The 25,172-nt window shown below is 43.6% G+C and carries 35 protein-coding genes; 22 read left to right on the top strand and 13 right to left on the bottom strand.

Annotated elements, in window-relative coordinates:
• Window positions 1-17: 17 nt before the first annotated feature.
• On the bottom strand, window positions 18-776 hold the full coding sequence (locus AZ46_RS07890) for a L,D-transpeptidase family protein (RefSeq protein ID WP_029280370.1): 759 nt from the start codon (window positions 774-776) through the stop codon (window positions 18-20).
• Between the two features lie 105 nt (window positions 777-881).
• On the opposite strand from AZ46_RS07890, the gene AZ46_RS07885 reads away from it, so the two are divergent.
• The 4 genes from AZ46_RS07885 (at window position 882) to AZ46_RS07870 (ending at window position 3,995) form a co-directional block, all read left to right on the top strand.
• Entirely contained in the window at window positions 882-1,535 is a 654-nt protein-coding gene (locus AZ46_RS07885) for an MtnX-like HAD-IB family phosphatase (RefSeq protein ID WP_029280373.1), read from the top strand.
• A gap of 76 nt (window positions 1,536-1,611) precedes the next feature.
• Window positions 1,612-2,148: a GNAT family N-acetyltransferase gene (locus AZ46_RS07880; protein WP_029280375.1), complete on the top strand. Its 537-nt coding sequence runs from the start codon at window positions 1,612-1,614 to the stop codon at window positions 2,146-2,148.
• A gap of 186 nt (window positions 2,149-2,334) precedes the next feature.
• Entirely contained in the window at window positions 2,335-3,435 is a 1,101-nt protein-coding gene (locus AZ46_RS07875) for a type III polyketide synthase (RefSeq protein WP_029280377.1), read from the top strand.
• Entirely contained in the window at window positions 3,432-3,995 is a 564-nt protein-coding gene (locus AZ46_RS07870; protein ID WP_029280379.1) for an isoprenylcysteine carboxyl methyltransferase family protein, read from the top strand. The genes AZ46_RS07875 and AZ46_RS07870 overlap by 4 nt, the downstream gene beginning before the upstream one ends.
• Window positions 3,996-4,268: 273 nt before the next feature.
• On the opposite strand, the gene AZ46_RS07865 is transcribed toward AZ46_RS07870, so the two are convergent.
• Complete coding sequence (locus AZ46_RS07865) at window positions 4,269-4,556, bottom strand: hypothetical protein (RefSeq protein WP_029280381.1); 288 nt, start codon at window positions 4,554-4,556, stop codon at window positions 4,269-4,271.
• 209 nt (window positions 4,557-4,765) lie between these two features.
• Here AZ46_RS07865 and AZ46_RS07860 point away from each other — a divergent pair, with 209 nt between their 5' ends.
• The 4 genes from AZ46_RS07860 to AZ46_RS07845 all read left to right on the top strand — a co-directional run bounded on the left by AZ46_RS07860 (window position 4,766) and on the right by AZ46_RS07845 (window position 7,135).
• Window positions 4,766-5,401 carry an FMN-dependent NADH-azoreductase gene (locus AZ46_RS07860; RefSeq protein WP_029280383.1) on the top strand — a complete coding sequence of 212 codons (636 nt, stop codon included), beginning with the start codon at window positions 4,766-4,768 and terminating at the stop codon, window positions 5,399-5,401.
• A 139-nt stretch (window positions 5,402-5,540) separates the two neighbouring features.
• Entirely contained in the window at window positions 5,541-5,876 is a 336-nt protein-coding gene (locus AZ46_RS07855) for a PadR family transcriptional regulator (protein WP_029280384.1), read from the top strand.
• Between the two features lie 3 nt (window positions 5,877-5,879).
• Entirely contained in the window at window positions 5,880-6,401 is a 522-nt protein-coding gene (locus AZ46_RS07850; RefSeq protein ID WP_051865365.1) for a DUF2812 domain-containing protein, read from the top strand.
• A 107-nt stretch (window positions 6,402-6,508) separates the two neighbouring features.
• Window positions 6,509-7,135 (top strand): metal-dependent hydrolase, encoded by a 627-nt coding sequence (locus AZ46_RS07845; protein ID WP_029280388.1) that lies wholly within the window; start codon window positions 6,509-6,511, stop codon window positions 7,133-7,135.
• 205 nt (window positions 7,136-7,340) lie between these two features.
• Here the strand turns inward: AZ46_RS07845 and AZ46_RS07840 are convergent, their stop codons facing one another.
• Window positions 7,341-7,733 (bottom strand): sporulation protein, encoded by a 393-nt coding sequence (locus tag AZ46_RS07840; RefSeq protein ID WP_029280390.1) that lies wholly within the window; start codon window positions 7,731-7,733, stop codon window positions 7,341-7,343.
• A 228-nt stretch (window positions 7,734-7,961) separates the two neighbouring features.
• Between AZ46_RS07840 and AZ46_RS07835 the strand changes: the two genes are divergently transcribed.
• The 6 genes from AZ46_RS07835 (at window position 7,962) to AZ46_RS07810 (ending at window position 14,260) form a co-directional block, all read left to right on the top strand.
• Window positions 7,962-11,537: a dynamin family protein gene (locus tag AZ46_RS07835; RefSeq protein WP_029280391.1), complete on the top strand. Its 3,576-nt coding sequence runs from the start codon at window positions 7,962-7,964 to the stop codon at window positions 11,535-11,537.
• A gap of 177 nt (window positions 11,538-11,714) precedes the next feature.
• Window positions 11,715-11,990, top strand: a complete 276-nt coding sequence (locus AZ46_RS07825; protein WP_029280395.1) for a YpbS family protein — start codon at window positions 11,715-11,717, stop codon at window positions 11,988-11,990.
• Window positions 11,991-12,058: 68 nt separating this feature from the next.
• Window positions 12,059-12,184, top strand: coding sequence for a hypothetical protein (locus AZ46_RS22435; protein ID WP_087946327.1), 126 nt, complete (start codon window positions 12,059-12,061; stop codon window positions 12,182-12,184).
• A 118-nt stretch (window positions 12,185-12,302) separates the two neighbouring features.
• On the top strand, window positions 12,303-13,202 hold the full coding sequence (locus AZ46_RS07820) for a 5'-3' exonuclease (protein WP_029280397.1): 900 nt from the start codon (window positions 12,303-12,305) through the stop codon (window positions 13,200-13,202).
• 100 nt (window positions 13,203-13,302) lie between these two features.
• The gene (locus AZ46_RS07815) at window positions 13,303-13,959 is read left to right on the top strand and encodes an NAD(P)H-binding protein (RefSeq protein WP_029280399.1); all 657 of its coding nucleotides are present in this window, start codon (window positions 13,303-13,305) and stop codon (window positions 13,957-13,959) included.
• Between the two features lie 22 nt (window positions 13,960-13,981).
• Window positions 13,982-14,260, top strand: coding sequence for a DUF6123 family protein (locus AZ46_RS07810; RefSeq protein WP_087946326.1), 279 nt, complete (start codon window positions 13,982-13,984; stop codon window positions 14,258-14,260).
• A gap of 27 nt (window positions 14,261-14,287) precedes the next feature.
• Here AZ46_RS07810 and AZ46_RS07805 read toward each other — a convergent pair whose 3' ends face one another.
• From AZ46_RS07805 to AZ46_RS07795, 3 genes are read right to left on the bottom strand one after another with little or no spacing between them, the layout of a single operon-like run.
• On the bottom strand, window positions 14,288-15,184 hold the full coding sequence (locus tag AZ46_RS07805) for a DMT family transporter (protein WP_029280402.1): 897 nt from the start codon (window positions 15,182-15,184) through the stop codon (window positions 14,288-14,290).
• Window positions 15,181-15,582, bottom strand: coding sequence for a reverse transcriptase-like protein (locus AZ46_RS07800; RefSeq protein WP_029280403.1), 402 nt, complete (start codon window positions 15,580-15,582; stop codon window positions 15,181-15,183). The genes AZ46_RS07805 and AZ46_RS07800 overlap by 4 nt, the downstream gene beginning before the upstream one ends.
• 12 nt (window positions 15,583-15,594) lie before the next feature.
• Window positions 15,595-16,272, bottom strand: a complete 678-nt coding sequence (locus AZ46_RS07795; protein WP_029280405.1) for a queuosine precursor transporter — start codon at window positions 16,270-16,272, stop codon at window positions 15,595-15,597.
• A 158-nt stretch (window positions 16,273-16,430) separates the two neighbouring features.
• On the opposite strand from AZ46_RS07795, the gene AZ46_RS07790 reads away from it, so the two are divergent.
• Together AZ46_RS07790 and AZ46_RS07785 are read left to right on the top strand one after the other, a co-directional pair.
• Complete coding sequence (locus AZ46_RS07790) at window positions 16,431-17,096, top strand: reverse transcriptase-like protein (RefSeq protein ID WP_029566005.1); 666 nt, start codon at window positions 16,431-16,433, stop codon at window positions 17,094-17,096.
• A complete protein-coding gene (locus AZ46_RS07785; RefSeq protein ID WP_029280409.1) occupies window positions 17,089-17,274 on the top strand; it encodes a zinc-finger domain-containing protein in 186 nt (61 codons plus the stop codon). Before AZ46_RS07790 ends, AZ46_RS07785 begins: the two co-directional genes overlap by 8 nt.
• Before the next feature lie 38 nt (window positions 17,275-17,312).
• On the opposite strand, the gene AZ46_RS07780 is transcribed toward AZ46_RS07785, so the two are convergent.
• Window positions 17,313-17,579, bottom strand: a complete 267-nt coding sequence (locus tag AZ46_RS07780; RefSeq protein WP_029280411.1) for a DUF2564 family protein — start codon at window positions 17,577-17,579, stop codon at window positions 17,313-17,315.
• A gap of 192 nt (window positions 17,580-17,771) precedes the next feature.
• On the opposite strand from AZ46_RS07780, the gene AZ46_RS07775 reads away from it, so the two are divergent.
• Complete coding sequence (locus tag AZ46_RS07775; RefSeq protein ID WP_029280413.1) at window positions 17,772-17,978, top strand: hypothetical protein; 207 nt, start codon at window positions 17,772-17,774, stop codon at window positions 17,976-17,978.
• A gap of 57 nt (window positions 17,979-18,035) precedes the next feature.
• On the opposite strand, the gene cspD is transcribed toward AZ46_RS07775, so the two are convergent.
• Window positions 18,036-18,236 (bottom strand): cold-shock protein CspD, encoded by a 201-nt coding sequence (gene cspD / locus AZ46_RS07770; protein ID WP_029280415.1) that lies wholly within the window; start codon window positions 18,234-18,236, stop codon window positions 18,036-18,038.
• A gap of 237 nt (window positions 18,237-18,473) precedes the next feature.
• Between cspD and AZ46_RS07765 the strand changes: the two genes are divergently transcribed.
• From AZ46_RS07765 to AZ46_RS07755, 3 genes are all read left to right on the top strand, one after another.
• Window positions 18,474-18,725 (top strand): hypothetical protein, encoded by a 252-nt coding sequence (locus tag AZ46_RS07765; RefSeq protein ID WP_029280417.1) that lies wholly within the window; start codon window positions 18,474-18,476, stop codon window positions 18,723-18,725.
• 69 nt (window positions 18,726-18,794) lie between these two features.
• Complete coding sequence (locus AZ46_RS07760; protein WP_029280418.1) at window positions 18,795-19,061, top strand: phosphocarrier protein HPr; 267 nt, start codon at window positions 18,795-18,797, stop codon at window positions 19,059-19,061.
• 74 nt (window positions 19,062-19,135) lie between these two features.
• Window positions 19,136-19,318 (top strand): hypothetical protein, encoded by a 183-nt coding sequence (locus AZ46_RS07755; RefSeq protein WP_029280420.1) that lies wholly within the window; start codon window positions 19,136-19,138, stop codon window positions 19,316-19,318.
• A gap of 483 nt (window positions 19,319-19,801) precedes the next feature.
• Here AZ46_RS07755 and AZ46_RS22165 read toward each other — a convergent pair whose 3' ends face one another.
• Together AZ46_RS22165 and AZ46_RS07750 are read right to left on the bottom strand one after the other, a co-directional pair.
• Window positions 19,802-19,957 carry a hypothetical protein gene (locus tag AZ46_RS22165; protein WP_168713766.1) on the bottom strand — a complete coding sequence of 52 codons (156 nt, stop codon included), beginning with the start codon at window positions 19,955-19,957 and terminating at the stop codon, window positions 19,802-19,804.
• A gap of 12 nt (window positions 19,958-19,969) precedes the next feature.
• A complete protein-coding gene (locus tag AZ46_RS07750) occupies window positions 19,970-20,197 on the bottom strand; it encodes a DUF3892 domain-containing protein (protein WP_029280422.1) in 228 nt (75 codons plus the stop codon).
• 138 nt (window positions 20,198-20,335) lie between these two features.
• Here AZ46_RS07750 and AZ46_RS07745 point away from each other — a divergent pair, with 138 nt between their 5' ends.
• Both AZ46_RS07745 and AZ46_RS07740 read left to right on the top strand, forming a co-directional pair.
• On the top strand, window positions 20,336-21,034 hold the full coding sequence (locus tag AZ46_RS07745) for a class I SAM-dependent methyltransferase (protein WP_235728210.1): 699 nt from the start codon (window positions 20,336-20,338) through the stop codon (window positions 21,032-21,034).
• Window positions 21,031-21,729, top strand: coding sequence for an AIM24 family protein (locus AZ46_RS07740; RefSeq protein WP_029280426.1), 699 nt, complete (start codon window positions 21,031-21,033; stop codon window positions 21,727-21,729). Before AZ46_RS07745 ends, AZ46_RS07740 begins: the two co-directional genes overlap by 4 nt.
• 44 nt (window positions 21,730-21,773) lie before the next feature.
• On the opposite strand, the gene AZ46_RS07735 is transcribed toward AZ46_RS07740, so the two are convergent.
• The 3 genes from AZ46_RS07735 to metA all read right to left on the bottom strand — a co-directional run bounded on the left by AZ46_RS07735 (window position 21,774) and on the right by metA (window position 25,041).
• Window positions 21,774-22,781 carry a metal-dependent hydrolase gene (locus AZ46_RS07735; protein ID WP_029280428.1) on the bottom strand — a complete coding sequence of 336 codons (1,008 nt, stop codon included), beginning with the start codon at window positions 22,779-22,781 and terminating at the stop codon, window positions 21,774-21,776.
• Between the two features lie 42 nt (window positions 22,782-22,823).
• Complete coding sequence (locus AZ46_RS07730; protein WP_029280429.1) at window positions 22,824-23,969, bottom strand: diglucosyl diacylglycerol synthase; 1,146 nt, start codon at window positions 23,967-23,969, stop codon at window positions 22,824-22,826.
• A gap of 163 nt (window positions 23,970-24,132) precedes the next feature.
• Window positions 24,133-25,041, bottom strand: coding sequence for a homoserine O-acetyltransferase MetA (metA, locus tag AZ46_RS07725; RefSeq protein ID WP_029280430.1), 909 nt, complete (start codon window positions 25,039-25,041; stop codon window positions 24,133-24,135).
• Window positions 25,042-25,172 lie beyond the last annotated feature (131 nt).

Genomic DNA, 25,172 nt, shown 5'->3' with positions numbered 1-25,172 from the left:
TCAGGGTATGGCTTTTCTTAATACATACTGAGGGCTTTTCTTGTAGCCGGACCGACTATGCCGTCTGCTGAAAGCTTTTTGCTCTTTTGGAAAGATCTCACTGCTTTATCGGTATTGGTTCCGAAGATTCCATCAATGCCGCGCGTGTCGAACCCTTTGGAGGTAAGAAGCTGCTGGAGATGTTTGACTTCGCTTCCCCGGCTGCCTTTTTTCAGATTTTGTCCCGTAAATCCGGATGGTTTAGAAGATACTGCTTTGCTGCCGCTCACCTTATATCCTTTTGAGGAGGCAATGGCATCAAACGAACTGCCGGAAGATGTTATGATAACAGGTGTATTCATTTTAACCTGGCTGTACAGCCATTCCACTTCATTATCATACATCCTGATGCATCCGTTGCTGATGTACTGCCCGATGGAGCTTGGATTGTTGTTCCCGTGTATGGCATAAGTTGTGCCCCATGTGCCTCTTGCGTTGATGCCAAGCCAGCGGTTTCCAAGAGGGTTGCGCGAGTCGCCGCCGGGAATGCCAAGCTTGTAGTATGGTCTGTTTACAATTTTGCTGACCACTTTAAAGGTTCCTTCAGGGGTGTAGGATGGCTTTTTGCCGGTTGCCACTTTAAACACGCTGCTGAGCTTGCTGTTCTTATAAAAGGCCAGCTGATTTTTGGACTTGTTAATAATAATAAAGTCACTGCCTGCTGCCTCTGTTTTGCTGATGCCTGCGCCGAAAAAGATAAATAGCGCGGCGGTGAAAATAACGAATAATTTCTTCATGTGTCTCTCCTTTGATGTGAGTAGTTAAAAGCAATTACTACATGATATGAAGAGAGAAACCTATATATTTCCAGATGAAAAAATTAAATCAATGGAGGACTTACAATGAAACCATGGGCATTCGTATCTGATTTTGACGGGACGATCTCCAAGAAAGATTTTTATCACCTTGTTATTGAGGAACTTTTCCCTGAAGGAGAAGCGCTGTTCAAGCAGTGGAAGCGGGGGGAGATGCTGGATATTGACTTTTTAAGCCGAATATTCACCTCTATTCACCTTGAAGAGGAAGAACTGATTAAAACCATTCTGACATTGCCGCTGGACAATTATATCGGCCCTTTTATTGAACGTGTCCAAAAAAACGGCGGTGATTTTTATATCCTCAGTGCAGGAACAGATTATTATATTAAGCACATTTTTGACGCGCTTGGCGCAGAAAACGTCGAGATCATCTCAAATAAAGGCCATTTTAAAAGCAAAAACATTCATCTGGAAATTGATAAAAATGACTGGAGCTATTCAGAGCGATATGGAATTGATAAATCAAAAGTCATTCAGAAACTGAAAGAAACCTATGATGCGGTTTACTTTTACGGAGACAGCGAACCTGATTCCCATCCTGCAGCCTTTGCAGATGTAACCTTCGCAAAGGACGCGCTGTGCGGTCTGCTTGAAAAAAAGGGAATTGCCTATATTGAAGCAGACTCATTTGTAGATGTAGAAGCGTATTTGCGCGGACGGGGAGTACTTGTCATTTGAAAAATCGTGAAACAGCCTGTATAATGTGTTACTTCTTGAGCGCAGAGATATACTAACGTCAAGGAGCTGAACTTCAATGATTACTCAAGATGACAAAACGGTTTTTACTGCAAAAAATGGAGAACAGATTACGCTGAGGCCTGTAAGGGAAGAGGATGCGGCAGACATAATTGAATCTGTACAGAGCATCATTGATTCGGGGACGTACATACAAAAAGAAAGCCCGCGTTCCCTCCAAGAAGAAAAAGCATTTATTAAAGAATTAAAAGAAAAAGATAACTTTTATCTCGGTGTTGAAATGCAGGGGAAGGTTGTCGGCATCGCAAGAGTTCTGCGGGGAGAGCTTCTAATGAAAAGACATACCGGCCTGTTCCGGACGTGGCTTACAGATTCTGCGCAGGGCCTCGGCATCGGCAAGGAGGTCATGAGTGCAACACTTGACTGGTGCAGAAAGAACAACCTCCATAAGCTTTGCCTGACGGTTTTTGCTTCCAATGAAGTAGCGGTAAAGCTTTATGAAAAATACGGCTTTGCAATTGAGGGAGTACAGCGTGAACAGGCAATTCTGAACGGGAAATACGACGATGAAATTCATATGGCGTACTTCTTTTAAAAATTTCCATTCAAACATGTCTGTTCAAACCCGTTTTTCGCGATATAATAAAAGAGCACAACAACAACTCCTTTAAAACGTTGCTTTTCCCTGATCAGGGAAGAGCTTTTTTTTTGCCGGTCATTACATAAAACCTCCTTTATTTGGAAAAAGTAACCGTTATAAGAATAAAATGAGGTGGATGGGATGGCCTATCTTTTATCAGTCGGCAAGAGCATACCGGAAAACAGGATGCAGCAGGACGCGACTGTAGAATTTGCAAAAGAACTCTTTGAAGGAACGTTTAAAGATATTAACCGGCTTCTGCCTGCTTTTAAAAATGGCGACATAGAATCCCGGCAATTTGTTAAAGACATCAGCTGGTACAGGACTCAGCACACCTTTGAGGAAAAAAACAATACATACATTGAGGCGGCTGTGGCCCTTGGAACGGAGGCGATTATCAGCTGCCTGCAAAACCGGGTCTATTTAAACAGAGAGATCGGATGCGAAGAAATTGACGCGATTTTCTTTGTCTCGAGCACCGGGATTTCTACTCCGAGCATTGATGCCAAAATCATCAACAATCTCCCGTTCAAAGAGTCAGTGAAACGAATGCCCATCTGGGGACTCGGGTGTGCAGGCGGCGCATCAGGCCTGTCGAGGGCTCATGACTACTGCAAGGCTTATCCGGACGCGAAAGTCATTGTTGTCTGTGTCGAACTCTGCAGCCTGACCTTTCAGCATGACGACCTTTCCAAAAGCAATTTTATCGGCACCTCCCTGTTTGCAGACGGGGTTGCATGTACTCTTCTTGCCGGAGAAAACGCTGATCTTGCTCATTTATCCGCTCTTTCTGTCCTTCCTAAAACACGTTCGACACGCTCGGTGTTTATGAGAGATTCGGAAGATGTGATGGGCTGGGAAATTAAAAACAACGGATTCTATGTTATTTTTTCAAGAGACATACCAGCTATTATCAGAAACTGGCTGAAGGGTACGGTGGAGGATTACCTTGCTGATGAGGGGGTTTCACTCGGAAGCATTCAGCATTTCCTTGCCCATCCCGGAGGAAAGAAAGTGCTTGATGCGTATCAGGCAAGTCTCGGGTTCACCGAGGAGCAGCTGTCCGTATCTAAGAATGTTTTAAGACAGCACGGAAATATGTCGTCTGCAACGGTAATGTATGTGATTGACGAGTACATGACAAACGGACGCACAAACCCTGGAGATCTGGGCATAATTGCAGCACTCGGTCCGGGGTTTTGCGCAGAACTTCTTCTTGCGGAATGGGAGCGGGTTTCATGATATTCGCCTTTTTTCTGACGATTATTATCCTTCAGCGGCTGAGTGAGCTTGTGCTGGCAAAACGAAACGAAAAACGGTTGCTGAACCTTGGCGGGCAAGAACACGGCAAAAGGCATTATCCGTGGATTGTAGCGCTCCACAGCCTGTTTTTGCTCTCATTTCTTCTGGAAGTGCTGCTTTTTGATAAACAGCTTTCCCCGCTTTGGATGGTCATTTTGCCGATTATTGTTTTCACGCAGATCATCCGTTATTGGGCTGTGTTCAGTCTCGGGCCATACTGGAATACAAAAATTATCATTGTCCCTAATCTCGAAGTTGTGGCAAAAGGACCGTACAAATATATGAGGCATCCGAATTACCTTGTTGTTGCCGTTGAAATCCTGTTTCTGCCGATCCTTTTTCAGGCATATGCTACGGCTGTGACATTTACCCTGCTTAATGCAGTCATTCTGTCGATCAGAATTCCAGCTGAAGAAAGAGCCCTTGCAGAACATACGGCCGATTACGACGAAACGTTTTCATGGAAAAAGAGATTTGTCCCCCGAAAAGGGGAGGAATAACAGGTTCAATTGGGCATAATTTAAGCATAGATGCCGCAAATAGAACGAATGAACACCATCATTTTAATCCATGCACATAAATCCCTGTTGAAAATGATTTTCATTCGTGGTAGAGTGAAGGTAATAATCATTCTCAGTGAAAAGGTTGTGTGAGACGATGGAAATGACACTCGTATTAGGAACGGTTTTGGCCTACAGCACACTGATGGGCTACATATTAAAAAAAGTGAATACTGCTTCTTAACCTCATGCTGCCTGATTCGGCAGTTTTTTTTATGTCTTTTTTTCATACCTGCGATAAGCTTTCAGCGAAGTTTTAAGAGAGGAATATGCCCCGACAGCAGCACTTCCGTAAAAACAACCCATAAACAGCCCTGTTGAAAAATGGTTGGGATGGCTGATGAAAATGCCGATCAGCAAACCGGTAAATCCTGCGGCAGTAGGGACAAAATGCGGGGGAATCTTAAAGAGCAGCTTCGCGATTTGAGTCAATATGATAACGGCAGGAACGGCAATGACCGCATCCCAGAAATTTGTATGGATAATCGGAAATTCTGTCACTTCTCTCCATCCTTTCTGTCTTTAGTATGAGAGAATGCGGCTGATAATATTTCTGTAAGCTTTTTGTTTGACAAAATTCGCCGGATTCGATATTATTATCTCGAATTGAAGATATTCAATTTAAAGATTCTTAAATTATTGTTTTAATCACGTGGATTTAATCAATAATAAAACGGGATCAAACTTTTAAAAAAGGAAAGGTGACTACCATGTCAAAAGTTTTATACATCACTGCGCATCCGCACGACGATACAGCCTCTTTCAGTATGGCTGCAGGAAAAGCATTTCTAGATGAGTACAAAAAAGCAAATTCAGGCGATGAGGTTGTTCACATTGATCTTTATAAAGAAAACATCCCGCATATCGATGCAGATGTTTTCAGCGGCTGGGGAAAACTGCAGACCGGAAAAGGCTTTGAAGAACTTTCAGCGGAAGAAAAAGCAAAGGTCGGACGCCTGTCTGAGCTGAGCGAACAATTCATTTCAGCTGACAAATATGTTTTCGTCACACCTCTTTGGAACTTCTCTTTCCCTCCTGTTATGAAAGCGTATCTTGACTCTGTCGCTGTTGCAGGCAAAACGTTTAAATATACAGAGCAGGGACCTGTCGGATTGCTGACAGACAAAAAAGCTCTTCACATTCAGGCGCGCGGAGGCATCTACTCAACAGGCCCTGCTGCTGAAATGGAAATGGGGCACCGCTACCTCGGCATCATGATGCAGTTCTTCGGTGTTCCTTCATTCGAAGGCCTGTTCATTGAAGGACATGCAGCAATGCCTGACAAAGCTCAGCAAATCAAAGAAGACGGAATCGCACGCGCGAAAGACCTTGCTCATACATTCTAATGATAAAAAGAATCTCCAGCCGGGGATTCTTTTTTTTTTATTAGAAAAGATTGACAGCAAACAGGATATGCCATTATTATATTATTAATAGATGTATCATTAAACGATATATTGATACATGATATAAAGAGGTGATACATTGCCGAGAAATGCGATGATGGAAATGGAACAGCTTACAGACCCCGCTTATTACATTGTTTTATCTTTGCTTGAAGAAAAGCACGGGTATCTCATTATGAAACATATAGAAGAACTGACAGGCGGAGAGTTTATAATAGGCCCTGCTACACTTTATACACTGACCAAAAAACTGCTTGACGCTGAAATGATTTCCCTTTCTGCCAGTCAGGACGACAGACGGAAAGTTTACAAAGCAACGGAAAAGGGCCGAAAACTCCTGGAGCTCGAGATAGGCCGCAGACAGAGGATGGCTGCACATGGAATGGATGCTTTTAAGAAAAATAAGGAGGTCTGATCAATGGCGAAAAGAAGATATATGCCTTCGGCAGGTCTGGCTTTTGCAGAAGAACGGGAAATGAAAAAACTCAGTAAAATGGCCCAAAAGGGTTGGGTGCTTGAAAAATTCTCCTTCATGGGCTATACGCTTAAAAAATCCAATCCTCGACATCTGATTTACAGCCTTGACTATCAGAATGTAAAGGGGGATGGAGCTGAAGAGTATTATGACGTTTTCAGGGCTGCGGGCTGGGAGCCTGTTACATCAAATGGAAGCGTCCATGTTTTTTCAGCAGAAGAGGGAACTCCGCCTATTCATACAGAGGATGAATCTAAAGCAGAAAAATATGCCGTGATGAAAAACTGGTTTGGATCGATTGCCTGTTTCCTCATACTGCTCACTATTGCGTCTGTCTTTTTAATGCAGGAGTCGGTCATCCTCCAGCGGTTTATCTTTCCAGCATCACTTGCTCTGACTGTTCCAGCAGCTATGACGTTTATTACCCTGCAAATTCGGTATGCAGCCGTTAGAAAGAACCTGTAAATATGCGTTTGTGTAAGCTAAAAGAATGATTTTCCCCATAAGTCCTCTCAGCAGGGCTTTTTTGTATTAGAATGTAGGGATGAACATTAAAGGAGAGAAAGTACAGCATGGATGGAACATCACATATGGCGATAGGAGCGGCAGCAGGTTTCGGCGCAGCGAGTGCAGTCGGGGCGGATCTGGAAGCGACGCTCATTTTATCTGCGCTCGGAGGACTCACAGCCTTAATGCCTGATGCTGATATTGACGGCAAGCTGAGAAACAGACTGACATTTTCACATCATTTTATCCGCAGTGTCGCACAGATCGCGGGATTTCTAATGATTATGTACAGTTTTTTTCAAGGAAAGGGAAATGAAATCTGGACTGGCATGGGAGCAGGAGCAGCGATCATTGTGTTGTCTGCTTTTATCAGGCAGAGGCATATGCTGACGATGACAGGGGCGGGAATTGCCGCAGGAGGTTTTTCCCTGCAGGAAACATGGGTCATTCTGCTTGGCATCTATATGATCATAGCTTCTTTTGTCCCTCACAGAAGCTATACGCACAGTATTGCCGGGCTTTTGTTTTTCGCAGTTATAGCCTCACAATTTGAACAGGCAACAGGGCTTCAGGGAGCTTTTTACGCAGGTACTGCAGGGTATGCGAGTCATCTGATTGCAGATATGAAAATTCTTCCTTTTAACAGGCGCGGAGTTAAATTCTTTCTGCCGTTCTCATCAAAGGAGTTTTAAAGATCAAAAGCGGAAGCGCCTTGCTCAGATCCGATAGGCAGATAAGAATCCGGCGGAAAAGTCCGGTTCCCGCCTTTTTTGACGGATTTGTTCTGACAGAGGATCTAGGCGCTGGAGCTGGACGAGGATTAATTTGTTATTCTATTTTCGTGACATTGAAAAAATGCAGTCCGCATCCGGACTGCATTTTCTGATTTTAAAAGGTTCAGCTTGGCTGAATAATGACTTCATCGTGGTCAACGCTGCTGATGCCGTCAGTAAAGATTAGACGGGTAATAAATTTATAGGAAATGTGGCTGTCTGTCGGCAGCAGGGAAGGAGGGAGCTCAAAACAAAAATTCATCGTTTTTTCTTCCTGTGCTGAAATGACAGCGGAAGAAAGAATGGTTCTTGTGTTGATAACCCTTTCCGTGTCATTCACTGAATGCGTCTGCACGAGATCCGACTCTACCCTCTTCAGGCGCTGTTCAGCAAATCCGCCTTTTATAACGTATTCACCTTTAATCATATCGCCAATGCGGTATGTATCTTTTTTCAGGACAAGATCAATTTTGGCAGATCCTACTCCAAATTTGCACAGTACTTTTCCAAGTAACAAGAAAATACCCACCTTCCGGCCGTGCGGCCATCTGTTATCATTGATTATTTTACGTATTTATTGTAATTTTTCAACCATATTTTTAATAAAAGTTTGTCTTTTTTACGTTTTTATCTGGAAAAAGTTTCATTTTACGGCGTAACTATTTAAAGATTCTCATAATAGGATGGGAAAAAGGCAAAAAATCAAGTAAAATAGCAATATACGCCAGACAAAGGGGTTTAGGGAATGAGTACGAAAACGTTAAAACAGCATCTGCTTCCCAGAACGGCTGCTGTATGGAATAAAATACAGGATGAACCTGAAACAGCCGATAAATTGATCGAGCTGTTCTATAAAATTCAAAAAAATACGAAGCACATTGCTTTTACAGGCCATTTCTCAGCAGGGAAATCAACGATGATCAACATGCTGATCGGTGAAGAGGTACTGCCGACAAGCCCGATTCCGACAAGTGCAAATGTCGTGCTGCTTCAAAAGGGTGAAAAATCTGTCATTCTGCATGACACGAAAGGAAACCTGATCAAGCTGAAGGGTTCCTACTCCATTCAGCAAGTGAAGGACTATTGCAGGCAGGGCAATGAGGTCTTAAAAATCGAGATAAAAGATGAGTATTCGTCTCTTCAGGAAAACGTTGTGATCATGGACACGCCTGGAATTGATTCCACGGATGCCGCTCACCGCATGGCGACCGAATCCGCTCTGCATCTAGCAGATTTAGTGTTTTATGTGACAGATTACAATCACGTTCAATCCGAAGAAAATGTGGCATTTGTCCACGAAATGATACATAAAGGCAAACAGATCTATTTAATTGTTAATCAAGTTGATAAACACAGGGAAGAGGAAGTGGCCTTCTCTGCATTCAGGGCTCAGATTGAAATGACGTTCGAGGCGGCGGGACTGCCTTCAGACCATGTTTTCTATACGTCACTTACGGCTTTAGACCATGAGCATAATCAGCTTTCTTCCGTAAAAAGTCTCATCAGCGAAATGATTTCTAAAGAGGGTCTTGTACAAGAGAATGCCCAAAACACGCTGATCTCATTATCTTCAGACTATCTCGGCCAAAAGGAAGAAGATCTTGAATTGAAGGAGATTTCAGCAGATGAACTTCTCTCGCAAATCGGCAGTGTTCAAAAAGAACTGGACACATCCCAGGCTGCATTAAAGAATCTTTCTGACAGCATCAGCTCTGTTTCAGCAGACTTGCGTGATCAGCTGGACTATATTCTTAAAAATGCCAATCTGATTCCATTCGAGACAAGGTCAAAGGCTGAACGGTTTATTGAAGCGTCACTGCCGGGCTTTAAAGTGGGGCTGTTCTTCTCAAAAGCAAAAACAGCAGAAGAACAGAAAAAACGGGAAACGGAACTGTTTGAGGACATTTCAGCTCACTTGCAGTCTCAAATTGCCTGGCACGTGAATGAACTGCTGAAGAAAAAAGCGGCAGAGCATGAAATCAGCAGCCCTGATTTTCTGCAGAAGCTTCAGGATTTTTCAATCAAGACAGATGCTGCACTTCTGCACACTTCCGTTCAAAAAGGGGCTACGGCCAACGCGCAGTATACACTCACCTATTCCAATGATTTAAGTGAATCGGTAAAAAAAGACGCAAAAAAACAGGTGATGCCTCTTATCGAACAGATGGAACAGCATGTGAAGGATCAAAACGAAGTTCAGCTTCAAGCATTATCTTCAGACGTGTCGAAACGAACAGAGAAACTTGAGGCATTAAACGAACAGTACCGCAGGCTGATTGGTTTTGAACAGCTGAAAAATGACGTGATGGAGCTTGCCGCACAGGAAAAGCTACCAGATCTCGACCTTGCCGAGTGGATAAGGAAGCATCCTGAAAAAATGGCTTCAGAAGGAACGCTTGAGCAAAAGCAGTCCGTTAGCAGGAAAAGCGAAAAGGAATCTGCTGAAAAGACACAAGTCCAGGATCAAACGGCTGATCAGGCTTTTTTTGCAGAGCAGATCGCTGCAGCATCAAATGTACTGACCGGCATTCCGGGCTTTCAGCAGCTTTCATCGTCTCTAAAGACGAAAGCAGAGTCCCTTCAGAACAAGTCGTTTACTGTTGCCCTGTTTGGAGCATTCAGCGCAGGGAAATCATCCTTTGCAAATGCGCTGCTTGGTGAAAAGCTCTTGCCTTCATCACCAACGCCGACAACGGCTGCAATTAATAAAATCAAACCAGTTACAAAGGATAAACCGCACGGGATGATTGAAGTGAAATTTAAAACTGAACGTGCATTTCTTGAGGAAATTGCAGATATTTTCTCCATAGAGGCAGTTTCAGCTGAAGATGCCCGCATGAAACTTGCTGGTATGAAAGGGGACAGCGAGAGGCTGAAGTCTCTTTTGCCCCTCTATCAAAAGGCATTGTCAGAGATAGGTTCCATCAGCGGCAAAACGATTGCTGCAAACAGGGAAGAATACAAAGAATATGTGGCCAATGAGGAAAAAGCGTGCACGGTTGAAGAAGTTGTCATCTATTTTGACAGCCCGCTGACGCAAAGCGGAATTACGATCGTCGATACTCCTGGAGCAGATTCGTTTAATTCAAGACATACAGAAGTAGCATTCGATTACATTAAAAATGCGGACGCCATTTTGTTTGTCACCTACTATAACCATCCGTTTTCAAAAGGAGACAGAGAGTTTCTGAAGCAGCTTGGAAGGGTGAAAGACACCTTCTCAATGGATAAAATGTTTTTTATCATCAATGCCATTGACCTTGCAGGAAGCAATGAAGAAATTGAGCTGGTGAAAGACTATATCCGGGACCAGCTTTTGACTCACGAGATACGGCATCCCCGTCTTTACGGGATATCAAGCATGCAGGAACTTGCTAAAACGGCAGATCCTCTCCAGTCTGAATTCGGGGTGATGAAAGAGGAATTCCATCACTTTATGAACCACGATCTTTCTGCCTCCATGATTCAGTCTGCAAAGCTTGAGCTTTCGATTGCAAAGCAGCAGCTGCAGTCGGTCCTTGATGCAGCAGACAGCGATCAGGAGAAAAGAGAACTGGAAATAAAAACGCTGACAGCTCAAAGAGAAAAGGTGCTGTCCATGCTGAATGCGGAAACGCAAAATCTCAGGGAGAAACAGCTGGAGCAGGAAGTGAAAGAGCAGCTGTTCTATGTGAAGCAGCGGACGATGCTCAGGTTCCCGGATCTGTTCAAAGAAGCCTTTCATCCGGGAGCATTTGGCGGTTCCAAATCCCCGAAAGAAGTATTGGAAGATTGCTATCAGGATCTCCTTGCGTCCCTTCAGTTTTATGTTCTGCAGGAATTGCAGGCTGTTACTCTGAGGCTTGAAAAGTACGTGCACAGTCTTTTATCTGATGCTTTCAAACAGGCGGCAAGAGAAATGCTGATGCACAATGGACAGCTCCGGACTTCCATGCCGGATTTACAGAAGATTGAGACACCTAAAATCAGAACGTCTTTGAAAGAACATGTAACAAATGAAGAAAAACAGCCGCTGAAGAAATTTAAAAATACGAAGGCTTTTTTTGAGAAAAACGAGAAAAAGCAAATAAGCGAAGAGCTTCAGGAAAAGCTTGCACTTCCTGTTTCAATTCAGCTGACAGAGAGCGAACATCAGTTTAAGGCTTACTATGGAGAAAAGCTGAGGGAAGCAAGCAAGGAGCTTAACGGGAATCTTGTTCTCCAGACAGAGTCGTTCTATGAAGTGCTTCTGTCAGCATACACGCTTGAGGATGTCTCGTCCTATGAGCGGAGTAATGAGATGCTTGAGAAGATTCTTTCTGCAGCAGGTGTCCAGTCATGAAGTCACCCTATCAGGTATGCGCCGCCTGCATACACTTTCAAAGCTTCCGGGCTGAAGGGCGGATGATTTACCGCTGCAGCCGGCTCGGATTTGAAACAAAACCTGATTATTCCTTTGATTGCTGGAGTCCAAAGGAATCAGTAAAAAAACTAATGGAAAAAAGAGGAGATCAACAAGATGAGCAACGTACATGAAGCCATTACGGCACACAGCAAAAAGCAAAATGCCATCGTTACAAAGTTTGCGGCATTAGAGGAGAAAAGAGAGGCGCTGATTGAAAAAGCGGTTATGCAGTGCAGACAATCCAAGCCTTTTTCAGTGAATGGCATAAATGAAGTCACAGCTGAGATCAACGAACTTGCAAAAGGGGGCATCATTCCAACGAGACAGCACGTTACAGAGGAAATGGTCAAAGAATATGTGCAAAGAAAGTTCGGCCAGGACAGCCAATAACTTCTTCGTGTCAGGCAGCTGTTCCCTGAAGATACTAAAGCTAACCTAACTGAAAAGAGGTGTCAGCTTTGGGAAAAACGAAAAAAGGGAATGCCAACGCACAGCGCAACAACAATGCAAAGGGCTATAATGAAGAATTCGCTTCATACGCAGAAACTGAAGTGAAAAAAATGAACAGCAAAAAAGAGAAGTAATAAAGCAGGGGGCCGTTCTATAGAACGGCCCTTTTCATGTTTTTCCCTTTCTTCCCGCGGACATAATTATGGTATGATAGAGACAGCGTATTTTTTAGAATAGGAGTTTGATCTCTATATGAATAACAAAAAAGAACATTTGCTGATCGTTGACGGCATGGCTCTCTTATTCAGAGCTTTCTACGCCACAAGCGTTTACGGCAACTTTATGATAAACAGCAAGGGCGTGCCGACAAATGCAGTAAACGGCTTCCTGAAGCATCTGCTCGCTTCCGTTAAACATTTTCAGCCGACCCATGTCATCTGCTGCTGGGATATGGGCAGCAAAACATACAGATCAGAGCTTTTTGATCACTATAAAGCCAACCGTCCGGAAGCTCCTGTTGAAATGCTTCCGCAATTTGACCTTGCCAAAAAGGCTGCAGAAGCTTTTAACATTCCGAATGTCGGCCTTGTCGGGTATGAAGCGGATGACTGCATCGGGACCATTGCAAAGCTTTATTCTGCTGAAATGAATATTTCCATTCTGACGGGCGACCGCGATCTTCTGCAGCTGCTTGATGAAAACATACAGGTCGTTCTAATGCAGAAGGGAATTGGCCAATATAAAGTGTATACGCCGGATTTCTTTACAGAAGAAACGGGCATTCTTCCAGCTCATCTTGTGGATGTGAAAGGACTCATGGGCGACAGCAGCGATAACTATCCCGGAGTGAAAGGCATCGGAGAGAAAACGGCCTACAAGCTGATTGCAAAGTACAAGTCTATCGATGTTCTGCTTGAGCGGCTTGAAGAGCTGACGAAAGCCCAGCGGTCAAAGATTGAGCAGGATTTGGACATGCTTCATCTATCAAGACGGCTTGCAGAAATTGCGTGCGATGTACCTGTTGAATGCACCCTTGAAGAAGCTGTATTTGATGCAGAGCACAGCCGTGCTGCACGGTTAATTGAAGAAATGGAGCTTAGAGGGCTTCATACCTTTTTATCAGATGCATTGAATTCCAGAGAGGCAATATGACCTCTCTTCTCTTTTACATAACCGGCCCCAAAACGGGAGCAAGCCCTTTGTTTTTGATCCCGTTTCCTTTATGATCCGAAGAAGATTGGAGTGACAAATCATGAAGAAAGCAATGATTGTCGGGGCAAGCGGCCTCATCGGCACGGAGCTGCTTGAGCTGCTGCTCTCATCAAAGCATTATTCAGAAGTGAAGACGGTTACAAGGAAAGCATTGGACCGCAAACACGATAAGCATAAGAACATCGTCGTCGACTTTAATCATCTTTCAGCAAGCAAACATGAATTTGAGGTGGATGACCTCTTCTTATGTCTTGGCACAACCATGAAAAAAGCAAAATCAAAAGAAGCTTTCTATAAAGTTGATTTCGAATATTCAGTGGAGGCGGCAAAGCTTGCAAAACAGCAGGGAGTGAAACGGGTGCTGGCTGTCTCTGCAATAGGTGCTGACAGAGATTCGCTCTTTTACTATAACCGGGTAAAAGGACAAATGGAGGATGCACTCAGAAACATTGGCCTTCCGTCAGTTATTCTGTTCAGGCCCTCTCTTCTGCTTGGAGACAGACAGGAATTCCGGATGGGGGAAAAACTGGGTGAGTGGCTGTTTAAACTTTTCGGTTTTGTCTTTATAGGCAAACTAAAAGCGATGAAGCCTATACATGCGAAAACGGTTGCAAAAGCAATGCTGAAGGAAGCACAGAATAAAGATCCTCTGGTTATCACATTTCAATCTGATGAAATTAAGGATATTGGCTATTAGAACATGCTAAGGCGGGGTATGCTTGCTACATACGATACAATCAGTCACAGATTATTTGCAGCATTTACAGGATAAGGGATTTCACTTTAAGGAAGATGCCCTCGGATTTATTGAATTTGGAAAGCACTATACTGGCGCAGAAGATAAGCTGGTCATAGCTGCAATCGAGCTGACATTAAAAGCACAAAAAGAATTTGACGGCGCTTTTTTTGTCTCTCTTCTAGAAAGACTGACAAAAGAAAAGGCAAGAAACCGCAGCCAGGCGCTGCGGGTTGCAAGGGAACTGAACATTTTAAATTAAAAAATCCCGGAGATCTCCGGGATTTTTTTAATGGGAAACAATTGATTCTTTTTTTCGGGCAGGCTTCCATTCCGCCATCAGCATCGCAGATAGAATGAGTACACAGCCGAATATACCGGCTGAAGAGAGCCGCTCACCTGCGAAGAAGTAGGCAGTCAGCGCTGCAAATACAGGCTCTGATGCGTATATGAGGGCAACCCTGGATGCTGTCGTATACTGCTGAAGCTTTGTCTGGACAAAAAAAGCAAAAGCTGTTGCAAAAAAGGCTGTAATAAACAGGGCTAACATCACGTCCGCTGTCAGCATTTTTCCCGCATCCGGCACATTTTCAAAAAGACCTGACGCTGAAAAACTCAGAATAGAAACGGTAAATAATTGGACGATGGTCAAAAGCCAGGCATCGTGCTGTCCCGAGAACCTTCCCGTAAACAAAATATGCAGGGCAAAGGCAAGAGCACAGCAGAAAACGAGCAAGTCACCCTGGTTAAATGATGAAAAGCCGCTGAATGTCAAAAAATACAGACCTGCTGTGCCAACCGCTGCTGCGGCATAAACTGTTTTCCTTGCCGCTTCCTTAAGGATCCATATGGAAAGCAGGGGAACAATCATCACGCTCAGGCCCGTAATAAATCCTGCTTTAGAAGAAGTCGTATACAAAAGGCCGACTGTCTGAAAAGCGTAGCCGAGAAAGAGAAACAGACCCAATGTGACACCGGCGGCAATTGAACGTTTCGAAGGAGCTAGACGCGTCATTTTCCTGCCAATCAAAGCGACAAGCAAAGCAGCAAGGAAAAACCGGACGCCGTTAAAAAAATGAGGGGGCATAAACTGAATCGCTTTTTGAACAATAACAAAAGTAGACCCCCAAATGCATGCCACAAGAAGCAGGCTGAGATCGGCTGTGAGAGATGATTTAATCTTCATGCTTTATCACTGCCATTCATCCGGATCGCTTTTCTCGCAAGCTCATCAGCAACCGCGTTCTGCTTGCTTGGAATCCATTTAATGAAAAAAAGATCAAATCCGTTTTTCAGCTCAAGAACTCTCTCGAGCAGCGGTACAAAGGAAGGGTTCTTCACATACTCTTTTTCAACAGCCCGCTCGACAAGCTGGGAGTCGGTCCTGACTGAAATGATGGAAAACCCTTTCTCCCTGCAGATCTCAAGGCTTTTTATCAATGCATGATACTCCGCTTCATGATTCGTCATTGTTCCAAGCGGCACGGCAAACTGCTCTCCCTTGCCATGCCCTTTTATGAAGATGCCTGCTCCGGAAGGGCCCGGGTCTCCGGCACTGGCACCATCCACATATACTTCAATCATTTCTTCCTCTCCTCATTCCGCAGGTTTTATTCTTTTGGCCAGATACGCAAATGGTGTATCAATAATAGCAACGACAAATTTAATCAGATAAGTCGTGATGAAAATCTGAATCCAGATGTCAAACGGATAGACGCCCAAAAAGGCAATTGATGTGAAAATAAGGGTGTCAAGCAGCTGGCTGATCATCGTGCTTCCGTTATTCCTGACCCACAGCAGCCTGTCAGATGGAAACTTCCGTCTGAGCCATGAGTAAATTGCCACATCTGTATACTGGCTGATAATAAAGGCTGCGAGGCTCCCGATGGCAATACGGGGAATCATATCAAAAATCGTCTTTAATGCCCCTTGTGCAAAGTCCGTTTCATCAGGCTGGAACATGAGTACACCCTGCATAATGACGGTAAGGGAAATCAATGTTGCAAAACCCAGCCAGACGGCTTTTTTGGCCTCTTTTTCCCCGTATTTTTCATTGATGATGTCGGTCACTAAAAAGGCAGTACCATACATGATATTCCCCATCGTGGCCGTTAATCCGAAGATCTCGATCGTTTTGACTACCTGAAGGTTGGCTACAACGGTCGAAAATCCGATCCAGACAAATAATCCGCTCTTGCCGAAAAGTTTATAAAATAGCAGAACAATGATAAAATTAATGAATGCAAATCCGATCCACAATAATTCGTTTGGCATATAAAATCTCCTTGCTGATATAATTTAGGAAGGTTTTTTTGTGAAGACTTTTCCCTTACTATGCATTAAGCCGAATATGATTATAGCACATTGAATACAATTGCCGGTACAAGCAAGACTACAGGATAACACGAACCATGAAGTCAGGAGTGAAAATGGTGAAATATCACATTCAGTGGATGTACAAAACCCCGAAAAAGCAGAGCGTCCTGTTCAGTTCGGATGAGACCGATCTTGAGACTGCCATCAGTATCGGAGAAGATGCCGAAAAAACAGGCAGAGCCCAGTCACTTGAGTTTATTGATTCCAGGGGCACTTCATGGACACTTAAAGAACTTAAGAAGCTGGGACTCGAAGTTGCGCATGAACCAACGGATGTAGAAGCTTTTTTTGACGGAAATTATAATAAGCTCTCAAAAGAAGCGGGCCTTGGAGCTGTTATCTACTATACAATAAACGGTAAACGATCAAGAATGAGATACAGTCAAAAGGCGGAGGCTCTTTCTAACAATGAAGCAGAATACATGGCCTTTTATTTTTTGGTCCAAAAGCTTGAAGAGCTCGGCGTGCAGCATCAGGACGTCACGTTTAAAGGAGACTCGCAGGTCGTTCTCAATCAGCTTTCGGGAGAGTGGCCCTGCTACGAGGAAGCATACTCCCGCTGGCTTGATAAAATAGAAAAAGCACTTAACAAGAGAAACATCCGCCCAATCTGCGTACCTGTCGCCAGAAAAGAAAATGCCGAGGCGGATAAACTTGCAGGACAGGGGCTCAGCGGCATAAAGGTTGCAAGTGAATGGACGGCTGGTGATCAAGATGAATGAGAGAGACAAAAGACAAATCGTCCATGAGATTGATGAGCTGAATGATACATACTGCTCAGACTGTCTTCTCAAAAAACTTTTCAGAAAAGAACGCGGGAAAAAAGCAGCCCATGCATTTTGCATTGGAGAATGCACAGTAGGGCAAAAGATGAAGGAGTACGGCAAAAAACTTGTATAGAAAAACAGAGAAAAATCCGCTGAACTCAGCGGATTTTTTTATTTTTTCGCTTCATTAAGCTGATGCTCGCACTGCAGCAAAAGCTCATTCTGATTGCTTAAAAACGGCTGATCAACGCCTGTCTCACCAGCTGTCTGATAAATGGCTTTAGCATCCTGCAAAGCTTTTTCTGCGTTTTGGATAGCTTCAGGATCCATGCTCATCGTTGCCGAGCCCGTCATTTTCTGTGCAGCAGCAACTGCCATTTCAAGCTGCTTTAAGTTGTTAAAACCGCTGATAAGACCTGTGTGATTAATTTGATCCAAGTCCTCACCTCCACACCTTTATCGTTCGACAACCTTCTTAAAATATACATCGAAAAAATAGGGCGAAAGAAACTGGATGAAAATTTCTCTAAAATAAATATTCGTTAAAAAGAAGGATTTTGTTCTTTATTGAAGAATAACTGTAGATTAGGATGAACCTTTTTGACTATGCCGCAGGGGAGGGTGACAGCAATGAAAACAACAATCAAAATCAATGATGATATAAAGCAGGCTTTTTACGAAATATATGGCGATTTAGATATGCTTTTGTTCATGGCAAAAAACGGCAGCGTCTTTAACCAGTTTGAAGTAAAAAGGATCGAAGGGAAGCTTAAGCAAAACTTAAAGGCTGTTGAATTTTTAATTGTCAGCCAGGATTTAACGAAAGAAAGAGGCTGAGATATCTCAGCCTCTTTCTTGCATTCGTATATGATCAATTATAATGTACGTTTGTAATTATAGTTTCACTACGTTAGCAGCTTGTGGTCCACGGTTGCCTTCAACGATTTCGAAAGAAACTTCCTGGCCTTCTTCAAGTGACTTGTAGCCGTCTCCCTCGATAGCTGAGAAATGTACAAATACATCGTCTCCGCCTTCAACTTCGATAAAACCGAAACCTTTTTCGTTGTTGAACCATTTAACTTTACCGTTTTGCATAGTACTTTATCCTCCTAATACTGTAGCACAGGTGTTGCTACCTGGAAATATTTTATCAATCAGCGAATATGTATGCGCAAACAAAGTTTGGAAAAACGATGTTTCACTAACTATTAGCTAAATGATGATTTAAATATACACTATTGGAAATTTGTCGTCAAGTTACCTATAGATTTTTACGGAAATTTCAGATATTTTAATTATAGGTGGAATAACTTGTAAAGGGATGTGGGAAACGTGTACAAAACAAACATTGGAAACATGCAGGTTATTTTTAAAAAAGACCGAAAAATGAGCGATGACCGTTTTCTGCAGGCATGCAGCCAGCTTGAAACGCTTGAATCACTGCTGGACTTCGAGCATGAAAGGCTGATTCTCATTAAAGATGCCCTTCAGAACACCATCATTGTAGAAAAAAAGAACACGCAAATCTGCACCATTTATCTGCACAGCTACATTACAAATGAAGAAATCATTAAGCTTGCTTAAAAAACAGTTTCCTTTTGATCAAAAACGATTATAATATTTCTTTGTAGAATGAGGAGAGGGGAAAGAAAGATGCAGCAGAAGAAATTTGAAATTACAAGCGAGTCAGGCATACATGCACGTCCTGCAACATCTCTTGTCAATGCAGTCAACTCTTTTACAGCAGATGTGAACCTGGAAGCGAACGGCCGCAAGGTTAACCTGAAATCAATTATGGGTGTAATGTCACTAGGCATTGGAAAAGGTACAACCATTACCGTATCAGCCGAAGGCGAAGATGAAAAAGAAGCTATTGAAGCAGTAGAGCGTGTCATCATGGCAGAACAGCTTGGCGCATAATCATGAAAATCTCCTGGAAACAGGAGATTTTTTTTTATGGCAGGAAATACTATACCTGAATGGAGGCGAGAAAGATGAAGGATAAAAAATATCCATCTTACCTTGGAAGCGAAGAAACATCACGCGCCAATGACGGCATCAATGAAGCATTCTATGACAACGGGGACAAAATGCAAATCCCTCTCTATATGAACAATGAAACAGCGGCTATTACGATTGACAGGGGCAGAAATGAGCAGGCTGATCGTGAAGAGTAAAGCTGCAGTTAAATTGGTTTACGCATAGAAGAAGAGGCGCCGCTCGGGTGAGCGGCGCCTCAAAGCGGTTCTATCACGATGAAAAATGGTGTAATTTTAAAGAGTGACGCCACAAACAGCTTCATGGGTGAAGAAAAGTGGCAACAATCCGGTAAGTTGCGCCACAAACAGCTTCATGGGTGAAGAAAAGTGGCAACAATCCGGTAAGTTGCGCCACAAACAGGCTCCATGCGTGAAGAAAAGTGGCAACAATCCGGTGAGTTGCGCCACAAACAGGCTTCAAGGGTGAAGTAAAGTGGCAACAATCCGGTGAGTTGCGCCACAAACAATTCCCATGCGTGAAGTAAAGTGGCAACACTCTGGTGAGTGACGCCACAAATAGACTCCATCCATTAAGAGAACGGAATTTTTCCTGCGAACAACGCCTTAAAACAGTCTTTGCAGATAGAAAACCAGCTGCCTTGGCAGCTGGTTTTATCATCCTTATTTCCCGGAAGTCTTTGATTTCTGGTCTTTGTTGCGTTTGTTTCCCTTGCTGTTGTCTCCTGAGATGATTTCCTGGCCGAATTCTTCCTGGAAGTGTCCTTTTTCAGGTGAGTTGCCGTTTGCGCTGCCTTGTTTGTTGTATTTTTTTGTCATTATCTATTCCTCCTAAAATTGTGGTAGTGCGTCAAGGTTATTTGCTTTGGTGTTGTCAGGGTTGCTTCGGATATATGTGCCGCCGCCTTTTCCTTTAAAGGTGCTGACACCTTCAATTATGCCGCTTCCTGCTTCTGCAAGCGCCTGTTCGTAGGAAAGAATTCTGCCTCCAGAGGTTTTAAAAGCGGACAGATCGCCGTCGCTGTTTTTCTGAACAGCAATAAAGGTTTCCTTCTCCATTGTAAGCACTCCTTTCACATACAGAGAGATCTCTGCTTACATTAGTCTTTATTCTTTGCCGACTTTTATTCCGCAGAGAGGAATTCCGGCGGTTTCCTAGAAATGTATAATGAATGCTGATAATTGGAGCTGATTCAAGTGGTAAATACATATGACTGGGAAAAAGAAGCAGAGAAAAAATGGGACGAGCGGGCTGCCTTCTGGAACAAGAGCAGCAAAGAAATGTGGGATACCGGCAGCAGAAGCACGGTCATCCCGTTTTTCAAGAAATATGTGAGTGAAGGATCAAAGGTTATTGATATCGGCTGCGGGGACGGCTATGGGTCGTTCCTTTTAATGCAGGAGGGCATGAAGGTGACAGGAGCTGATTTGTCCCTTGAAATGATCAGGCTTGCAAAGCAGCACGAAAAAGAAGGCAGGCTTGAGTTTAGACAGGCAAATATCATGTCAATGCCATTCGGTGGCGGAGAGGCCGATGCACTGCTGACGATTAATTGCCTTGAATGGACAGCCGATCCGCTGGCTGGATTACAGGAATTAAAAAGGGTTGTTAAAAAGGAAGGCTATTTGTGCATTGCAGTTCTCGGACCGACAGCGCATCCCAGAGAAAACAGCTACGGGAGGCTGTATGGAAAAGATGTCATCTGCAACACCATGATGCCGTGGGAATTTGAAAAACTGGCGCTTGAAAACGGCTGGGAATTGATCGACAGTCAGGGTGTTTACAAACGGGGAGTTACAGAGGACATGGTCCATAAACTTTCAGCAGAATTAAAGCAGTCACTTTCATTTTTGTGGCTGTTCATGCTTCAGAAAAAGGGAGAGGATAAGCGATGAACAGATACAGCATTCAAGAGTTTGTGGAGAAAACAGAGCAGCAGGACAAAGGACAGGGGCTGTTTGAGCTTGAAACCGAGAGGCTGCTTGAGATCAATTTGAACGGCCAAGTCTGGACAAAAGCCGGAGCGATGGTCTCCTACCGCGGTCAGATCAAATATGAACGAGAAGGAATTCTTGAGCACGGCCTTGGGAAAATGTTTAAAAAGGCGCTGACAGGCGAGGGGACGGCTCTTATGAAAGCGACTGGAGCCGGAAAGCTTTATGTAGCTGACCAGGGAAAAAAGATTTCCATCATAAATCTGCAGGGAGAGTCCATTTTTGTAAACGGCAATGATTTGCTTGCATTCGAGCCTTCCATCACATGGGATATAAAAATGATGAGGAAGATTGCGGGTATGCTCTCAGGAGGACTTTTTAATGTGCGGCTTGAAGGCAGGGGAATGCTTGCGATTACCTCTCATTATGAACCTCTGACACTGATTGTCAAACCGGGTGATCCGGTTTATACCGACCCGAATGCAACGGTTGCCTGGTCAGGGGGACTGACTCCGGAGTTTGTTACCGATATCTCGCTGAAAACGTTATTCGGGAGAGGGAGCGGAGAGTCTATACAGATGAAATTTGAAGGTGAAGGCTTTGTTGTCGTTCAGCCATTTGAAGAGGTATATTACAGTCAAACGACGTCAGGCTGATCATGGCCAAAATAGATAAAACCCCCGGAATTCCGGGGGTTTTATTATGCGTCGAGACCTGCTGTCCCTGATGAGTTACCGGGAAGGAGGGTACTGTGCAGCTTTCCTGTCTGGTGAATCCATCCTGTTTGAGATGAGAGAATCGTTCCGTTCCGGGCCAACAGGCAGACAGCCATATAGGGGTAATGATTTTTAGTCCGGAAACGGAGGTCAAAAAAGCGGACTTCATATCCGGAAGGAGCAGGAATAACGATACTGTGCACATGTTTTGAGTTTTTAAGGAAATGCCGCACGTTTTGATCTTTTTCAGCAGCTGATATCAGCCCATGCTTTGTTTTTTCAAACGAATGAACCGGCCTGACCTTGCCTGAGCGAAGTTCACCGGTGGTAAAGCCTGATTCTGTTTCAGACACAAACTGCCATACTGACCAGCGAATCGTAGGGACGACAGTCAAAACTGAAGACTCGCGGAGTTCGTTTCTGATTTGTGCAAGAGCTCTTCTGGAACTGAAGAAACGTTCAATGACATACACCAATATGATTGTGTAAATAACAGAAAAAATAAGACCAGGGCTTTCTCCAGCGGCCCAAAGTGCAAAACCGGCAATGTTCAAAAAGACAATCAGCGGGTCAAACAGCGGGATGAAATTCAGGGACAGCCATTTTTTTGTGAATGGCCGTGCTGCCTGAGTGCCGTATGCGTTAAAAAGATCAAATAAAACGTGGATCAGCACCGCAGCGAACGTCCAGCCGAATAGGTGCATCGCTTCCTGGCCTGATAAGGCAGGTGAAAAAACGAGAATAATGGCAGTAAGCAGAAAGCTCCAGATAAACCATGCAGGCACAGAGTGCGATAACCCGCGGTGATGCTCGGTGTACATTCCTTTGCCTTTAAAAACTCTGACCGCGTAATCAAAATCCGGTGCATTTGATCCAAGAACGGTGCCGGCCATCACTGCAGCAGCAAGTTCGGGATTCTGTCCGACAGCAGGGTCAACGTATGCGAGTCCTGCAAGGCCGAAACCCATGATGATGTGCGTGCTTGTATCCATTTTTTAGCCTCCGGGGGTGTATTCCCCTTCATCCGGAAGGTCTTATTGAGCCTTAATAAATTTGTTCTCTTTAAAAAGAGAAGCTTCTCTGAGTATATCTTCCATAATGGTTAAGGATGAGTTCGGATGGTGAAGACGCTTGATGTTGCGTTTCATTCTCTTAAGTTTTTTATCGTCTTTCAGCAGGCTGGTGACAGTCTCATACACTTCCTCTGAGCGATTGACTACAACAGCTGCCTCGTTTTCTTCAAAAAAGAGGGCATTTTCTTTTTCCTGTCCGGGAACAGGTTTGAAAAGTATAACGGGAACACCAACAGCTGCGGCCTCGCTTAACGTGATGCCGCCTGGTTTTGTTACCATGCAGGATGCAACTCTGAAAAGCTCATCGACCCTTTCAACGTAGCCAAGAAGCTTCAGGTTTCTAACATTTTTGCCTGTTATCGTTTCAAGGTTTTCTTTTAAAGCCGCATTGTTTCCGCAAACCACGACCGTCTGCAGATTCTGGTCTTCAATAAACGACTCGCACAGTTCTTTTACGTTTTTGAGAACACCGTGCGCGCCTGCCATGACAAGCAGAATCTTTTTATTGGGATCAAGCCCGTATTTGCGGCAGATTTCATTTTTATCAAGGTTTTCTTCAAACACAGAACGAATTGGTATGCCTGTCACCTTGACGGATGCAGGATGAATGCCGAGGCTCATGACCTTTTCTTTTACCCGTTTGCTTGCCACATAATATTTATCGATGTTCTGGTGAACCCAGATTTTGTGAAGACAGAAGTCAGTGAGCACATTGAAGGTTGGAATCATGTGGCCAGTGCGTCTTCTGTACTCAGGCACAACGAAAATCGGGAATGTATTGATGATCAGATCGGGCTGCTCCTTTTCAATCAGCTCAAAAAGCCTTTTATTTCCAAGCTTAAAATACAGGGTCAGCAGTTTCTTGTTGTAAATTTTATCGACGCCGTAATAAAACATGCGGTAAAACTGTTTGCCGATCGTGAAGCTTTTTAAATAAAGGTATTGGGTGATTTCTGTAAAAACAGGGTTCGATTCAGCGTACAGATCAGAAACAACCACTTCCTCAATTCCCATGTCCTTGCATTGCTTAACAAGTGTTTTTGAGACTTGAACATGTCCGTTCCCGTATTTTGCGGTTAAAATTAACACTTTCGGTTTTTTTAACAATGCATTCACCTCAACTATAATCATAAACAGGACGCTTATGTTCCTGCTTTTGAAAGCGTATCACAGGAATATTTACAAAATATAAAGATTAGATAAAAATTAAATTAAATTCACCTTAATTTTAACAAATAAATCCAATTTGTGTGATATTTTTTACCATCGCTTATTCCCATTCGTAAGGCGTTTCCTGATAGACGCAGTAATTCAGCCAGTTTGCAAACAGGAGATGGGCATGGGATTTCCACTTTTGAACAGGTTTTTCAGACGGATTGTTATTTGGAAAATAAGAGGACGGAATGGCCGTCTGGATTCCTTTAGCCCGGTCACGTTCATATTCCTGTTGCAGGGTGTGAAGATCATATTCAGGGTGGCCAGTCAAAAAGACGTGCTTTGCATCCTTTGAAGCTACAAGACATACGCCGGCTTCTTTTGATTCGCTTATGATGTCGAGTTCTTCAACCGCCGCAATATCTTGTCTCTTTATATCCGTATGCCGGGAATGCGGCACATAGTAGTGATCATCGAACCCTCGGACAATTTTTACAGAATCATTACAAATGACATGTTCAAACACACCGAAACATTTTTCTTCCAGACTATATTTATTTACGCCATAGTGATAGTAAAGTCCTGCCTGGGCACCCCAGCATATATGAAGGGTGGACGTGACATGATTGTTTGTCCATTCAAAGATTTCTTTCAGTTCGTCCCAGTATGAAACCTCTTCAAAAGGAAGATGTTCGATTGGGGCGCCTGTTACGATCATGCCGTCAAACTTTTTGTGGCGGATTTTTGAAAAAGTTGTGTAAAACTGCTGCAGATGCTCTTCTTTTGTTGTTTTGGATGTATGGGTTTCAGGTCTCATAAATGTAATGTTCAGCTGAAGAGGGGAATTCCCTAGCAGTCTCAGCAGCTGTACTTCTGTTTTCTGTTTTTCGGGCATAATATTCAGGATCACAATGTTCAGCGGTCTGATATCCTGCTGATACGCTCGCTTATCGTCCATGACGAAGATGTTTTCTTTTTCAAGAATTTCTTTTGCGGGAAGGTCAGATGGAATATTTATAGGCATGAATGAACCTCAACTTTCTGTACATTTCAGAGTTTTCTCTATTATAGAAAGTTTGGAATAATAATTCAATTTGCTTTTGTGTTACAATTGTGCGTGAAATCAATCTATTAAGCAGAAAGTAGGGCGCTGTG

Origin of the sequence: Metabacillus indicus LMG 22858 (assembly GCF_000708755.2) — a bacterium.
Taxonomy (GTDB): domain Bacteria; phylum Bacillota; class Bacilli; order Bacillales; family Bacillaceae; genus Bacillus_P; species Bacillus_P indicus.
Note: the sequence above shows the minus strand (reverse complement) of the source record. Positions and strands in the feature narration are given on the sequence as shown.

What these genes read in the sequence shown, in the direction of transcription:
- AZ46_RS07890 (WP_029280370.1), bottom strand. Translation starts at nt 776, where the DNA reads ATGAAGAAATTATTCGTTATTTTCACCGCCGCGCTATTTATCTTTTTC.
- AZ46_RS07885 (WP_029280373.1), top strand. Translation starts at nt 882, where the DNA reads ATGAAACCATGGGCATTCGTATCTGATTTTGACGGGACGATCTCCAAG.
- AZ46_RS07880 (WP_029280375.1), top strand. Translation starts at nt 1,612, where the DNA reads ATGATTACTCAAGATGACAAAACGGTTTTTACTGCAAAAAATGGAGAA.
- AZ46_RS07875 (WP_029280377.1), top strand. Translation starts at nt 2,335, where the DNA reads ATGGCCTATCTTTTATCAGTCGGCAAGAGCATACCGGAAAACAGGATG.
- AZ46_RS07870 (WP_029280379.1), top strand. Translation starts at nt 3,432, where the DNA reads ATGATATTCGCCTTTTTTCTGACGATTATTATCCTTCAGCGGCTGAGT.
- AZ46_RS07860 (WP_029280383.1), top strand. Translation starts at nt 4,766, where the DNA reads ATGTCAAAAGTTTTATACATCACTGCGCATCCGCACGACGATACAGCC.
- AZ46_RS07850 (WP_051865365.1), top strand. Translation starts at nt 5,880, where the DNA reads ATGGCGAAAAGAAGATATATGCCTTCGGCAGGTCTGGCTTTTGCAGAA.
- AZ46_RS07845 (WP_029280388.1), top strand. Translation starts at nt 6,509, where the DNA reads ATGGATGGAACATCACATATGGCGATAGGAGCGGCAGCAGGTTTCGGC.
- AZ46_RS07835 (WP_029280391.1), top strand. Translation starts at nt 7,962, where the DNA reads ATGAGTACGAAAACGTTAAAACAGCATCTGCTTCCCAGAACGGCTGCT.
- AZ46_RS07825 (WP_029280395.1), top strand. Translation starts at nt 11,715, where the DNA reads ATGAGCAACGTACATGAAGCCATTACGGCACACAGCAAAAAGCAAAAT.
- AZ46_RS07820 (WP_029280397.1), top strand. Translation starts at nt 12,303, where the DNA reads ATGAATAACAAAAAAGAACATTTGCTGATCGTTGACGGCATGGCTCTC.
- AZ46_RS07815 (WP_029280399.1), top strand. Translation starts at nt 13,303, where the DNA reads ATGAAGAAAGCAATGATTGTCGGGGCAAGCGGCCTCATCGGCACGGAG.
- AZ46_RS07805 (WP_029280402.1), bottom strand. Translation starts at nt 15,184, where the DNA reads ATGAAGATTAAATCATCTCTCACAGCCGATCTCAGCCTGCTTCTTGTG.
- AZ46_RS07800 (WP_029280403.1), bottom strand. Translation starts at nt 15,582, where the DNA reads ATGATTGAAGTATATGTGGATGGTGCCAGTGCCGGAGACCCGGGCCCT.
- AZ46_RS07795 (WP_029280405.1), bottom strand. Translation starts at nt 16,272, where the DNA reads ATGCCAAACGAATTATTGTGGATCGGATTTGCATTCATTAATTTTATC.
- AZ46_RS07785 (WP_029280409.1), top strand. Translation starts at nt 17,089, where the DNA reads ATGAATGAGAGAGACAAAAGACAAATCGTCCATGAGATTGATGAGCTG.
- AZ46_RS07775 (WP_029280413.1), top strand. Translation starts at nt 17,772, where the DNA reads ATGAAAACAACAATCAAAATCAATGATGATATAAAGCAGGCTTTTTAC.
- cspD (WP_029280415.1), bottom strand. Translation starts at nt 18,236, where the DNA reads ATGCAAAACGGTAAAGTTAAATGGTTCAACAACGAAAAAGGTTTCGGT.
- AZ46_RS07760 (WP_029280418.1), top strand. Translation starts at nt 18,795, where the DNA reads ATGCAGCAGAAGAAATTTGAAATTACAAGCGAGTCAGGCATACATGCA.
- AZ46_RS07755 (WP_029280420.1), top strand. Translation starts at nt 19,136, where the DNA reads ATGAAGGATAAAAAATATCCATCTTACCTTGGAAGCGAAGAAACATCA.
- AZ46_RS22165 (WP_168713766.1), bottom strand. Translation starts at nt 19,957, where the DNA reads ATGACAAAAAAATACAACAAACAAGGCAGCGCAAACGGCAACTCACCT.
- AZ46_RS07750 (WP_029280422.1), bottom strand. Translation starts at nt 20,197, where the DNA reads ATGGAGAAGGAAACCTTTATTGCTGTTCAGAAAAACAGCGACGGCGAT.
- AZ46_RS07740 (WP_029280426.1), top strand. Translation starts at nt 21,031, where the DNA reads ATGAACAGATACAGCATTCAAGAGTTTGTGGAGAAAACAGAGCAGCAG.
- AZ46_RS07735 (WP_029280428.1), bottom strand. Translation starts at nt 22,781, where the DNA reads ATGGATACAAGCACGCACATCATCATGGGTTTCGGCCTTGCAGGACTC.
- metA (WP_029280430.1), bottom strand. Translation starts at nt 25,041, where the DNA reads ATGCCTATAAATATTCCATCTGACCTTCCCGCAAAAGAAATTCTTGAA.